11 protein-coding genes are annotated in these 12914 nt (G+C 63.7%); 8 read left to right on the plus strand and 3 right to left on the minus strand.

Features of this window, described 5'->3' with window-relative positions; genetic code table 11:
• The first annotated feature begins 13 nt into the window (after window positions 1-13).
• From P6U24_RS18300 to P6U24_RS18315, 4 genes are all read left to right on the plus strand, one after another.
• The gene (locus tag P6U24_RS18300) at window positions 14-1756 is read left to right on the plus strand and encodes an ArnT family glycosyltransferase (protein ID WP_407153930.1); all 1743 of its coding nucleotides are present in this window, start codon (window positions 14-16) and stop codon (window positions 1754-1756) included.
• 1 nt (window position 1757) lies between these two features.
• Entirely contained in the window at window positions 1758-2591 is an 834-nt protein-coding gene (locus P6U24_RS18305) for a phosphatase PAP2 family protein (RefSeq protein WP_407153931.1), read from the plus strand.
• Between the two features lie 67 nt (window positions 2592-2658).
• Entirely contained in the window at window positions 2659-3402 is a 744-nt protein-coding gene (locus P6U24_RS18310; protein WP_407153932.1) for a glycosyltransferase family 2 protein, read from the plus strand.
• On the plus strand, window positions 3396-3734 hold the full coding sequence (locus P6U24_RS18315) for a lipid-A-disaccharide synthase N-terminal domain-containing protein (protein ID WP_407153933.1): 339 nt from the start codon (window positions 3396-3398) through the stop codon (window positions 3732-3734). The genes P6U24_RS18310 and P6U24_RS18315 overlap by 7 nt, the downstream gene beginning before the upstream one ends.
• 37 nt (window positions 3735-3771) lie before the next feature.
• On the opposite strand, the gene P6U24_RS18320 is transcribed toward P6U24_RS18315, so the two are convergent.
• On the minus strand, window positions 3772-5472 hold the full coding sequence (locus P6U24_RS18320) for a Na/Pi cotransporter family protein (RefSeq protein ID WP_407153934.1): 1701 nt from the start codon (window positions 5470-5472) through the stop codon (window positions 3772-3774).
• A gap of 97 nt (window positions 5473-5569) precedes the next feature.
• On the minus strand, window positions 5570-6763 hold the full coding sequence (metC, locus tag P6U24_RS18325) for a cystathionine beta-lyase (protein WP_407153935.1): 1194 nt from the start codon (window positions 6761-6763) through the stop codon (window positions 5570-5572).
• Between the two features lie 287 nt (window positions 6764-7050).
• Here metC and P6U24_RS18330 point away from each other — a divergent pair, with 287 nt between their 5' ends.
• The 4 genes from P6U24_RS18330 to P6U24_RS18345 all read left to right on the plus strand — a co-directional run bounded on the left by P6U24_RS18330 (window position 7051) and on the right by P6U24_RS18345 (window position 11616).
• Window positions 7051-8067 (plus strand): amino acid ABC transporter substrate-binding protein, encoded by a 1017-nt coding sequence (locus P6U24_RS18330; protein WP_407153936.1) that lies wholly within the window; start codon window positions 7051-7053, stop codon window positions 8065-8067.
• Between the two features lie 30 nt (window positions 8068-8097).
• Window positions 8098-9303: an amino acid ABC transporter permease gene (locus tag P6U24_RS18335; RefSeq protein WP_407153937.1), complete on the plus strand. Its 1206-nt coding sequence runs from the start codon at window positions 8098-8100 to the stop codon at window positions 9301-9303.
• 73 nt (window positions 9304-9376) lie between these two features.
• Entirely contained in the window at window positions 9377-10864 is a 1488-nt protein-coding gene (locus P6U24_RS18340; RefSeq protein ID WP_407153938.1) for an amino acid ABC transporter permease, read from the plus strand.
• 11 nt (window positions 10865-10875) lie between these two features.
• The gene (locus tag P6U24_RS18345; protein WP_407153939.1) at window positions 10876-11616 is read left to right on the plus strand and encodes an amino acid ABC transporter ATP-binding protein; all 741 of its coding nucleotides are present in this window, start codon (window positions 10876-10878) and stop codon (window positions 11614-11616) included.
• 79 nt (window positions 11617-11695) lie between these two features.
• On the opposite strand, the gene P6U24_RS18350 is transcribed toward P6U24_RS18345, so the two are convergent.
• A complete protein-coding gene (locus P6U24_RS18350) occupies window positions 11696-12730 on the minus strand; it encodes a cysteine synthase A (protein WP_407153940.1) in 1035 nt (344 codons plus the stop codon).
• Window positions 12731-12914 lie beyond the last annotated feature (184 nt).

Here is a 12914-nt window from a genome sequence, read left to right on the forward strand (position 1 = left end):
TATGCGGAACCCCATGGTCGAGACCTATGCCCGCCCCCGATTTGGAGAGCCGCGCGAGCCGAAAAACCTGGTAAATCCAGGCAATCGGTTGGTGCGGATGATCGACGCCGTCACCGTCAGCCATCTGCGCGCCGTCGCGTTCCTGGTTGTCTGCGGGTTCCTGCTGTTCCTGCCGGGCTTCTTCACCATTCCGCCCGTCGACCGCGACGAAGCGCGCTTCGCGCAGGCGACCAAGCAGATGATCGAAGCGGGCGACCTTGTCGATATCCGTTTCCAAGACGATGTCCGCTACAAGAAGCCAGTCGGCATCTATTGGCTGCAAGCCGCGGCGGTGGAGACGACATCGGCGCTCGGCTTGCCGCGTGCGCAACTGCGTATTTGGGTCTATCGCATTCCCTCGCTGATCGGTGCGATCGGCGCTGTGCTGCTGACCTATTGGACGGCGCTTGCCTTCGTTACCCGACGTGGCGCCGTGTTCGCGGCGCTGTTGATGTGCTGCTCGGTGCTGCTCGGGGTCGAGGCGCGGCTTGCCAAGACCGATGCGATGCTGCTGCTCACCGTGGTGGCTGCCATGGGCGCGCTGGCGCGCGTCTATCTCTCCTGGCAGCGCGGCGAGGATCCGGTGCGTCCGCCATGGAGTTGGCCCGCGATCTTCTGGACTGCGATCGCAGGCGGGATCCTGCTCAAGGGACCGCTGATCCTGATGTTCGCGGGCCTTGCGATCGTTTCGCTCGCGATCATGGATCGCGGCGCCACCTGGCTATGGCGGCTGCGGCCGCTCTGGGGCCTGATGTGGGTGCTGGTGCTGGTGCTGCCCTGGTTCGTCGCGATCTACCTGCGCGCCGGCGATGCATTTTTCACCGATTCCGTCGGCGGCGATATGCTCAGCAAGCTGTCGGCGCAGGAGTCCCATGGCGCGCCGCCCGGCGTCTATCTGCTCCTGTTCTGGATTACGTTCTGGCCGGGTGCGCCGCTTGCGGTGATGGCCGCGCCTGCGGTGTGGCGGGCGCGACGCGAGCCCGGCGCACAATTCCTGCTGGCCTGGCTGGTCCCGTCATGGATCGTGTTCGAAGCTGTCCTGACCAAGCTGCCGCACTACGTGCTGCCGCTCTATCCGGCGATCGCGATCCTCACCGTCGGCGCGCTGGAGCGGCGCGTGCTGTCGCGCTCGTGGCTTCGGCGCGGCGCCGCGTGGTGGTTCGCCATTCCCGCGATTACCTCGCTGGTCGCCGTGATCGGCGCCATCATGGTGACCCGGCAGCCGGTCTTCCTGGCCTGGCCGTTCGTGGCGGCGTCATTGATCTTCGGGCTGTTCGCGTGGTGGCTCTATGACGACAGCCGTGCCGAGCGCTCGCTGCTGAATGCCGCCGTCGCGGCGCTCTTCCTGGCTTTCACGGTCTATGGCGTCGTGCTGCCGTCGCTGCAGCCGCTGTTCCCGAGCGCGGAGATCGCGCGCGCCCTGCGCAACGTCGTCTGCGTCGGGCCGAAGGCGGCCGCCGCGGGCTTCCAGGAGCCGAGCCTCGTATTCATGACCGGGACCTCGACGCTGTTGACGGATGGCTCCGGTGCGGCCGACTTCCTCAACCAGGGCACCTGCCGCTTTGCCCTCGTCGAGCAGCGAACCGAGCGCAGCTTCGCCCAGCGCGCCGAGGCCATTGGTCTGCGCTACAATGTGGCCAAGCGGATCGAGGGCTACAACATCTCGCAGGGACGCCCCGTCTCGATTGCCATCTTCCGGTCGGAGGGCACCGAGTAGCATGAGCGCGCCGGAGGGTTTGCCGACCTCGGACGGCTATGGCGCGCAACTCGTGGCCGCGACCTGGCAACCCTTGGTGCGGCTCGCGCGTCCGCCGCAAGCGCCGCCGGCGGCGGATGGCGGTCGCCATTTGCGGCGCCAGCTCGTTTTGCTTAATGGCGTCGGCCTCATTGCGATCCTGCTGCTGATGGTCGGCTTCGATGCCACCGAGATCGGAATGATGCCGGCGCGCGGCACCCCGAGCCTTTGGTGGGTGCGGATCCTGACCGATTTCGGCAAGGACGCGTATGTGCTGAGCCTGTTGGGAGCCGCCGTCGTCGCGGTCCCCGCAATTGCACCATTATGGCCGCAAGCCTCGCGAGCACGCCTGTTCGATCTGAGCACGCATGTTCAATATCTGTTTCTCGCGGTGCTGGTGCCGGTCGCCTGCTCCGAGGTGCTGAAATGGGGCATCGGCCGCGGGCGGCCGTTCGTCGGCGGCAAGGCCAATGCGTTCAATTTCCAGCCCTTCAACGGGACCGAGGCATATTTCAGCCTGCCGTCCTCGCATGCGGTGACCGGCTTTGCGCTGGCCTTCGCGGTCGCCGCCATCTGGCCGCGGCTGACGGTTCCAATGTGTCTCTACGCCCTCGCAATCGCCGGCAGCCGGCTGGTTCTGCTGGCGCACCATCCGAGCGACGTTGTGGCCGGCGCGCTGGTCGGGATCAGCGGCGCGCTGGTCGCACGCTACTGGTTTGCTGCGCGCCAGCTGGGATTTGCAATCGGGCCGGGCGGCCGGATCGTCTCGGGTCCGAGCCGGCTCAAGGGGGTTGATAGCCGGGCGCCGGCCCCATAATAAGCCCCCGCGCTGCGGGCGTGCGAGACACCCGCCTGATCCCGCCACTCCCACCATGAGCGTTGCCTTGTCCGCCGATTCACCTGTGGCCGTCTCCATCGTCGTTCCCGTGCGCAACGAGGCCGGCAACATCGCACCGCTGATCGCCGAGATCGCGGCGGCGCTGGACGGCGGGTGGGCCTACGAGATCATCTACGTCAACGACGGCTCGACCGACGCCACCGCCGAGCGCTTGGCCGAGCAGATGAAGCTGCGGCCCAATCTGCGCGTGCTCCGTCACGAGAAGTCCTCGGGTCAATCGGCGGCCGTGCGCAGCGGCGTGCGCGCCGCCCGCGGTGCCATCGTGGCGACGCTGGACGGCGATGGGCAGAACAATCCGGCATTCCTGCGCGAGTTGATCATGGCGCTGGAGCAGGGCGGCGGACGTTTCGGTCTTGCCGCCGGGCAGCGCGTCGGCCGCAAGGATACCGGCTTCAAGAAATTTCAATCGCGCTTCGCCAACAGGATTCGCAGTGCCGTTCTGCATGACGGCACCCGCGACACCGGCTGCGGCCTGAAAGCCTTCCGCCGTGACGTGTTCCTGATGATGCCTTATTTCGATGGCCTGCATCGGTTCCTGCCGGCGCTGGTGCGCCGAGAAGGTTATGACATCGCCTATGTCGACGTGATCGATCGTCCGCGACACTCGGGCGTGTCGAATTACGGCTTCTTCGACCGGCTGTGGATCGGGATCATGGATCTCGCCGGCGTCTGGTGGCTGATCCGCCGCAAGAAGCCGACTCCCGCCGTGACCGAGGTGAAGGAATGTTGATTCAATACGGGCAGGCGCTTGGCGACTATATTTACGACATCTTCGTCGCTAAGTTCGACTTCTGGCTCGCATTCGGCCTGGCGGCACAGCTCGCGTTCGCAGCACGCTTCCTGGTGCAATGGATCGCGAGCGAGCGCGCCGGCAAGAGCGTTGTGCCGATGGCGTTCTGGTTCTTCTCGATCGCTGGCGGCCTGCTGACCCTGATCTACGGACTCGTCAAGCGCGAGCCGGTGATCATCCTTGGGCAATTGCTGTCGAACATCATCTACATCCGTAACGTGATGCTGATCATCAAGAGCCGCCAGCGCGAGTCACAGACGCTCAGTCAGTGAAGCCGTGGGTCAAGGAGTCGCGGACGCTGCATCTCGATCAGCGCGATAAAGGCTGCACCATCGTTCCGGACGAGGGCGTCGGCGTCTCGTGCTCGTGGATTGCGATGGCTGATGCCGGCTCACCGGCGGCCTCCAGCACGGGATAAGCAACCGAGCACACATGCGAATGAATGCGCCGGAGATCGCGCAGCACGTCGAGATGCAGCGACGTGGTCTCCAGCGTTTCGGCGCGCCCCTCGCGGAGCCGGTCCAGATGCCGCTCGGTGGCACCGAGCTCGGCATTGCGCAGACTGGCCTTCTGCGCCAGCAGCGCGCGCGCCTGCGCAACGTCGCCGGACATGAACACGCCGAAGCCGATGCGCAGCGAGTTCACGATCTGCCTGTGGAAATCCGACAGCTCTTCGGCGCCTTCCGGCGAGAACTGGAAGCGGCGCTTGATCTTCTTGGTGGCGAGCTCGCTGAGGTTCTTGTCGATGATGTCGCCGATATGCTCGAGATTGATGGCGAAGGAGATGATCTCCATCGCCCGCCGGCCCTCGCGCTCGTCAAGGCTGCCGCGCGTCAGCCTTGTGATATAGATCTTGATCGCCTCATCGAGCCTGTCGACGACGTTGTCCATGCGCGAGACCTGATCGACCAGCGCCCGGTCGTTGGTCATCATCGCCGTCATGACGTTGCGCAGCATCTGCTCGACGGCGTCGCCCATCCTTAAGCTCTCTCGTGCCGCATCGGCCAGTGCAAGCGACGGCGTCTCGAGCGCCGTCTCGTCGAGATAGCGCGGGCGGGCGGGATCGGCGTCCGGCACGCGCTCCGGAAACAGTCGCTCCAGCAGCCGCGCCACGCCATCGAGCGGGCCAATGAAGAGCAGGGCGGTGCCGAGATTGAACGCCGTGTGAAAGCCGGCGGTCAGCTTTGCGAGATCAGGCTCGATCGCCTGCCCATATCGGCTGAGCGCAGGCAGGAACGGCATCACCGCCAGCACGCCGATCAGGCGGTTGAGCAGGTTGCCCACCGGCAGGCGATAGCTCGCGGGATTGTCCCGCCGCGCACCTTCGAACACCGGATTGATCGCGCTGCCGAGATTGGCGCCCAGCACCAGAGCGAGCGCCGCATCCGCCGAGACGAAATGCGCGTAAGCCAGCGACATGATCAGGAGCACGCTGGCGACGCTGGAATGAACCAGCCAGGTGATCGCCGCGCTGATGAGGATGCATAGCGTGACATCGCCGGTGATGCCGTCGATGACCACACGCAGGCCTGGCGCCTGTTCGGCCGGCGCGAGCGTGTCGAGCAGGATGTGCAGTGACAGCAGCATCAGGCCAAGTCCGATGGACACACGGCCGAGATCCTTGATGCGGGAGCGCGGCCCCTGGCGGAAGGCGACCAGACCAATGATGAACAGCACCGGCGCCACGGCGGCGATGTTGAACGACAGCACCTGCACGATCAGCGTGGTGCCGATATTGGCGCCGAGCATGATCGCTAGCGCCGGCACCAGCGCCACCAGGCCCTCGGCCGCGAACGAACTCGTGATGAGAGCGGTCGCGGTGCTGCTCTGAAGCAGCGCGGTCAGAGCAATGCCTGCGGCGAGGGCGCTGAAGCGGTTGCTCAGTGTCTTCGTCAGCAGCGTCCGCAGATCAGGACCGAAGGCGCGTAGAATCCCGCTGTGGACCATGTGAAGGCCCCACAGCAGCAATGCCACACCGCCCATCAGGTCAAGCAGAACCATCGTTCCCATCAGCTTTCATCCGCAAAGATGCAAAGCTAACGCCAACCGCGAGGGGATCAATGGTTTTATCGGACAACGGCTCCCGAAATTCGCGATGGGCGAATCTTCACGCTGCGTTGAAGGTTGCGAAGCCGTGCTCGAGATCGGCCTTCAGGTCCTCGACATTCTCAAGCCCGATATGCAGCCGCAGGGTCGGGCCGCCGGGCGCCCATTTGGTCGCGGTGCGATACTCGTTACAGTCGAATGGAATGGCGAGGCTCTCGAAGCCGCCCCAGGAGTAGCCCATGCCGAACAACTTCAGCGTGTCGAGCAGGGCATCGACGGCCTTTTGCGGCTTTGGCTGCAGCACGATGCTGAACAGGCCGGAGGCACCGGTGAAGTCGCGCTTCCAGATGGCATGACCCGGATCGCTCTCCAGCGCCGGATGCAGCACACGAATCACTTCGGGGCGGGCCGACAGCCAGCGTGCCATCTCCAGGCCCGACCGGTGATGCTGCGCAAGCCGAACCGACAGCGTGCGCAGGCCGCGCAGCGCCAGGAACACGTCATCCGGGCCGGCACAGACGCCGAGCAGTCGGATACCCTCGGCGACCAGCGGCCAAGCCTTGGCGTTGGCCGAGATGGTGCCGAACATGATATCGGAATGGCCGCCGATATATTTGGTCGCTGCCTGAATGCTGATGTCGACGCCGAGCTCGAGCGAGCGATGATAGAGCGGCGTCGCCCAGGTGTTGTCGTCGATGACCAGCGCGCCGTGGGCATGGGCGACTGACGCGATCGCCGGAATGTCCGGCATCTCGAAGGACTGCGAGCCGGGCGCTTCGACCAGCACCGCGCGTGTATTCGGTTTGAGCAGTTGCTCAATTCCTGTGCCGATCAGGGGATCGAAATAGCTGGTCTCGACGCCGTAGCGCGCCAGCAGGCCATTGCAGAAATTCCGCGTCGGCCGATAGACGTTGTCGCACACCAGGAGATGGTCGCCTGCCTTCAGTACGGCGAGCAGCGCCGTCGAGATCGCCGCAAGTCCGGAAGGCGCCAGCCCGACGCCGGCGCATTGCGGGCCCTCCAGCGCCATTAGCGTTTCCTGCAGCGCCTTGGTTGTCGGAGTCCCATGACGTCCGTACTGGAATTCGCCACGATGTGCATGCAGATCGTCGGCGGTCGGATAAAGCACGGTGGAACCATGGACGACCGGCGGATTGACAAATCCATGCTGCGCCTTGGTGTCCCGGCCGGCGGTCACTAATCGCGTATCGACCTTTTGCCGCATTGCCGCACCGCGGTCGTTCGAAGATGCCATTCGTCTGCCGTTCGTCAGGTTAGAGAAAAATCCGCTTCTGAAGCACGATTGTTAATAACAGGAGGCAGAAGAGGGCCGTCAACCCCTTGACCCGGCAAGCCAGTCGTTCTGTGATGCGCCTGCAATTCGATCGCTGCACGTTGAGGGGCCTGCCGCGATTTCCGTTTCTTTTGGCAGGAGCGACGTCCGTAGTTGGTACGGCGTTTGCACTGGCAGATCGAGGTCGGCCCGATCCACGCGCGTGACGATGTCAACGCTTACCGGACGACCCTCGAAAGGCTGTGCCCATGAAACGCGTCTCTCTGGCCCTCACTCTTGCCCTCGCGACCGCGATTGCTGCCCCCAGCGCTCGCGCCGCCGACACACTTCAGGCGGTCAAGGATCGGGGAAAGCTGAATTGCGGCGTCAGCCAGGGATTGCCGGGCTTCTCCAATCCGGACGACAAAGGCAATTGGACGGGGATCGACGTCGATGTCTGCCGCGCTGTCGCCGCGGCGATCTTCAATGATCCGACCAAAGTCGCATTCGTGCCGTTGAGCGCAAAGGATCGCTTTGCGGCGCTGCAATCGGGCGAGATCGACCTGCTGTCGCGCAACACGACCTGGACGCTGTCGCGCGACGATACCTACGGCTCCTTCACCGGCGTGACCTATTACGACGGTCAGGGCTTCATGGTGAAGAAATCGCTCAAGGTGAATTCGGCGCTGGAGTTGAACAGCGCGTCCGTCTGTGTGCAGACCGGCACGACGACCGAGCAGAATCTGGCCGACTACTTCAAGGCCAACAACATGAAATACGAGGTGATCGCGTTCGCCGGCGCCGACGAGACCGTCAAGGCCTATGACTCCGGGCGCTGCGACGTGTTCACGACCGACATGTCGGGACTCTATGCCGAGCGTCTCAAGCTCGCCAATCCGGCCGATCATGTCGTCCTGCCCGAGATCATTTCGAAGGAGCCGCTGGGCCCGATGGTACGCTATGGCGACGACAAATGGTTCAACATCGTCAAGTGGACGCTGTTCGCGATGATCAATGCCGAAGAGATGGGCGTGAACCAGAAGAACGTCGACGAGATGGCCAAATCTGACAAGCCGGAGCTGAAGCGGGCCTTCGGCACTGACGGCAACCTCGGTGAACAGCTTGGCCTGACCAAGGACTGGTTCGGCCGGATTGTCAAAGCCGTCGGCAATTATGGCGAGGTCTATGAGCGTAATGTCGGGTCCGGCTCCAAGCTGCAGATCGCGCGCGGGCTGAACCAGCTCTGGAATAAGGGTGGAATCCAGTACGCGCCGCCGATCCGCTGATCGCAGCACCGCTAAGTCGGAGACGCGGCGATGAGCATCGAGGCCAGGCAACCACCGCCCCAATATGCGCTGCGCCTGAGGCGCACGCTAGGTGGTAAGGCGGGGTGGAACGGCTTTGTCCTGCAGCTTGTGTTCGTCGCCGCCATGGTGTGGGTGGGCTACGAGATCGTCGCCAACGCCCGCGCCAACCTCGATGCCCAGCACATCACGCCGGGCTTCAGGTTCCTCGACAACAACGCAGGGTTTGACATCAGCCAGACCCTGATCTCCTATTCGGGGTCCGACAGCTACGCCCGCGTGCTGCTCGTCGGGCTTCTCAATACGCTCCTGGTCTCGGTGATCGGGATCGTGTTCGCGACCGTTCTCGGCTTCATCGTCGCCCTCGGACGGCTGTCGTCGAACTGGCTCGTGTCGCGGGTGGCCGGCGCCTATGTCGAGATCATCCGCAATTTGCCGGTTCTGTTCCAAATCCTGTTCTGGTATCTCGCTGTTGTTGCTGCGCTGCCGGCGCCGCGGCAGAGCATCTCGGTGTTTGGAAGCTTCTTTCTCAACAACCGCGGCCTAATCATTCCGCGGCCGCTCGGCGAGCCTGGTCTGCTGCCGTTTCTTGTCGCGCTGATCGTTGCGATTGCCGCATCGCTTGCGGTGCATGCCTATGCGCGGCGCGAGCTCTTCCTGAAGGGCCACGCGATGCGGATCTGGCCCTATGTGCTGGTCATTCTGATCGGCATGCCGCTGGTCACCACCATCATTTTCGGTCCGCCGGTCGTATTCGAAGTGCCGGTGCTCAAGGGCTTCAATTTCGCCGGTGGCACGCGCGTCATTCCGGAATTCGTGGCGCTGACATTGGCGCTGTCGATGTATACGGCATCCTTCATCGCCGAGGTCGTTCGCGCCGGCATCTTGTCGGTTCACCGGGGGCAGATGGAGGCCGGACTGTCGCTCGGGCTGCATCGCGGCGCCGTGCTGCGCCTCATCGTGGTGCCGCAGGCCTTGCGCGTGATCCTGCCGCCGCTGACCAACCAGTATCTGAATCTGACCAAGAACTCCTCGCTCGCGGTCGCGATCGGCTATCCCGACCTGGTCTCGGTGTTCGCCGGCACCGCGCTCAACCAGACCGGGCAGGCGATCGAGATCATCGCCATCACCATGGGCGTCTATCTCGCGCTGTCGCTGGTGACCAGCGCGATCATGAGTATCTATGGCTGGCGGCTCGGCAAGAGGCTTGGTGCATGACGAGGCTTGACGCAGAGAGGCCTGATGCAAAGCGGCTTGATGCGATGAGGCTTGATGTGACGAGGCCTGGCGCATGAGCGACATCGCGGCACCATCCTTCATCCGCCAGGACCTGGTGGCTGAGCGCGCAGCACCGGTCAAGACCACCGGGGTCATCGGCTTCCTGCGCACAAGGCTGTTCAATTCGCCGGCCTATGTCCTGCTCACCATCGTCAGCGCGCTGCTGATCTGGTTCACGGTCATTCCGGCGCTGCGCTTCCTGTTCGTCGATGCGGTCTGGCAGGGCCATGATCGCGAGGCGTGCCTGGCGCAGAATGCCGGCCACCCGGTCGGCGCCTGCTGGCCCTATGTGGCGGCCAAGATGAATCAGTTCATCTATGGCTTCTATCCCGATGCCGAGCGCTGGCGGGTCAACCTCGTATTCGCGCTGGGCGCCGTGCTGCTGCTCCCGCTGTTGATCCCCCGCCTGCCGGCGAAGGGGCTGAATGCCGGCCTGTTCTTCCTTGCATTCCCTGTGCTGGCGTTCTTCCTGCTGTATGGCGGGGGCCTCTCCGGTTTTGGCGTGAGCTGGCTGACGGGCCTGCTTTTGGCCTTCGCCAACAGCCTGATAAGCGTCGGTGATGCACTGATCCGCGTCGGCGTGAACGCGGCGGCGATCCATGCACTGCTCTGGCCGGTCGCCGAGCTGATCGGACTGCTGAACTGGCTGCGGGAGCAGATCCTGACCTCGCGGCAGCCGGTCTGGATCGATTTCACCGTCACCACGATCATCGTCTCGGCGCTGGTCTTCGTCCTGGGTGGCGGTGTCCGCGCCATTCGCGCGACGATCCACACGCTCGTCACCTTCGCCGGCATCGGCGTCGTGATCGCACTCATGGGTCTCGACCATGGCGGCCTGCCGGTGGTCGATACGCGGCTGTGGGGCGGCCTCCTGGTGACGTTGGTGGTGTCGGTGACCGGCATTGTCGCGTCGATGCCGATCGGCATTGCGCTCGCGCTCGGCCGCCGCTCGACGATCCCGCTGATCCGCATTTTCTCGATCGCGTTCATCGAGCTGGTCCGCGGCGTGCCGCTGATCACCGTGCTGTTCTTCGCGACCTACATGCTGCCGCTGTTCCTGCCGGGCAACCTGCGGATCGACGGGCTGCTCCGCGCCCTGGTCGGCGTGGCGCTGTTTTCCGGCGCCTACATGGCGGAGGTGATTCGTGGCGGCCTGCAGGCGATCCCGCGCGGGCAGGGCGAGGCGGCGAGCGCGCTCGGCCTGTCCTGGAGCAAGACCACCGCCCTGGTGGTGATGCCACAGGCGCTGCGTCACGTCATTCCGGGCCTGGTCGGCTCCTTCATCTCGCTGTTCAAGGATACGTCGCTGGTGTCGATCGTGGCGCTGTTCGACCTTCTCGGCAGTCTCAAGGCGTCCTTCGCCGACCCAGTCTGGGCGACCCCGACCACGGCATTCACCGGCTTCGCCTTCACGGGCATGATCTATTTCGCTTTCTGTTTCGGCATGTCGCGCTATGCCCTGTTCGTCGAGAACAGGCTGAATGCGCATCGGCGCAATTGAGTATGGCATCCATGACTGCAAACCCGATCGTCAGCATTTCCGGCCTCAACAAATGGTACGGCGACTTCCACGTTCTGCGTGACATCAACCTCACCGTAGGCCGGGGTGAGCGCATCGTGATCTGCGGACCTTCGGGCTCCGGCAAGTCGACCCTGATCCGCTGCATCAATGCGCTGGAGGAATTTCAAGAAGGCGAGATCATCGTCGATGGCATCGAGCTCGGTCCGAACCTCAAGCGGGTCGATGAGGTCCGCCGCGAGGTCGGCATGGTGTTCCAGAGCTTCAATTTGTTTCCGCACCTGACCGTGCTGGAGAACTGCACGCTGGCGCCGATCTGGGTACGCAACATCCCGCAGAAGGATGCTGAAGCGACCGCGATGAAATTTTTGGAGCGGGTCAAGATCCCGCACCAGGCCAGCAAGTATCCCGGCCAGATGTCGGGCGGTCAGCAGCAGCGCGTCGCGATCGCTCGCGCGCTGACCATGAATCCGAAGGTGATGCTGTTCGACGAGCCGACCTCGGCGCTCGATCCGGAAATGGTCAAGGAGGTGCTCGACACGATGGTCGACCTTGCCAAGGAAGGCATGACCATGCTGGTGGTCACCCACGAGATGGGCTTTGCCCGCGAGGTCGCCAATCGCGTCGTGTTCATGGACGCCGGCCAGATTATCGAAAGCAACGCGCCGCAGGAGTTCTTCGCCCATCCGCAGCATGCGCGAAGCAAGCTGTTCCTGAGTCAGATCCTGCGATAGGCGAATGGCGAATAGGGAGTAGCGAGTGGGGGATAGAGCTGGCGGCTCTATTCGCTACTCGCCATTCGCTACTCGCATCTCAAACAAACGGCGGCTTGATGTCGCTGCGCTTCTCCAGCCATGCCGGCACCGGCAGGTTCTTTCCTCGCATGAACGCTGGATTGAACAGCTTCGACTGATAGCGGTTGCCGGAATCGCAGAGGATGGTCACGATCGTCTTGCCGGGACCGAGCTGTTTGGCGAGCTCAAGTGCGCCTCCGATGTTGATGCCGGTCGAGCCGCCGAGGCAGAGGCCCTCATGCAGAAGCAGGTCATAGATGATGCCGATGGCGTCCTCGTCGGAGATCAGGAAGGCCGTATCGACCTTCGCCGTCTCGACGACCGGTGTCACCCGGCCAAGCCCGATACCTTCCGTGATGGAATCGCCTGATGTGGACTTGACCTCGCCGTTCTTGAACCAATTGTACATCGCAAAGCCATGCGGATCGGCACAGGCAGTGACGATGTCCTTGTTCTTTTCTTTCAGATAGCGGGTCGTGCCGGCCAGCGTGCCACCGGTGCCGACCGCGGAGACGAAGCCGTCGATCTTGCCGCCGGTCTGCTCCCAGATCTCGGGGCCGGTCGATTCGTAGTGCGCCTTGGCATTGTCGAGGTTGTTCCACTGATCGGCGAACAGCACGCCGTTCGGCTCGGTCTGGCGCAACTGGTCGGCGAGCCGTCGGCCGACGTGCTGATAGTTGTTCGGATTGGCGAACGGCAGCTGGGGCACCTCGACCAGCTCGGCGCCGCAGAGCCGCAGCATGTCCTTCTTTTCCTGGCTCTGCGTCTCCGGGATTACGATCAGCGTGCGATAGCCGCGCGCCGCGGCGACGACGGCAAGCCCGATGCCGGTATTGCCGGCGGTCGCCTCGACCACAAGACCGCCAGGCTTGAGATCGCCGCGCTTCTCGGCCTCCAGGATCATCCATTTGCCGGCACGGTCCTTGACCGACTGGCCCGGATTCATGAATTCGGCCTTGCCAAGGATGGTGCAGCCGGTCGCTTCCGAGGCCTGTTTGAGCTTGATGAGAGGCGTGTTGCCGATCGCGTCGACGACGTCGTTTCGAATGGTCATGTGAAAGTGTCCCGGTTCTTGCGTTCGTATCATAGGGTGGCGAACTACGTTACGCGAGCGTCTTGGCATGATGTCGCTGGAATGCCGCCTTGCCGAGGAGAATGCCTGAGGCTCGCTGAAGTTCTTCGTTCCCCATGCCGGACGAGACCGGAACGCGTCGCACCCAAGGTGCCGAGCGCGATCA

The sequence above is a fragment of the Bradyrhizobium sp. STM 3557 genome, assembly GCF_045571465.1.
In the GTDB taxonomy this organism is placed as follows: domain Bacteria; phylum Pseudomonadota; class Alphaproteobacteria; order Rhizobiales; family Xanthobacteraceae; genus Bradyrhizobium.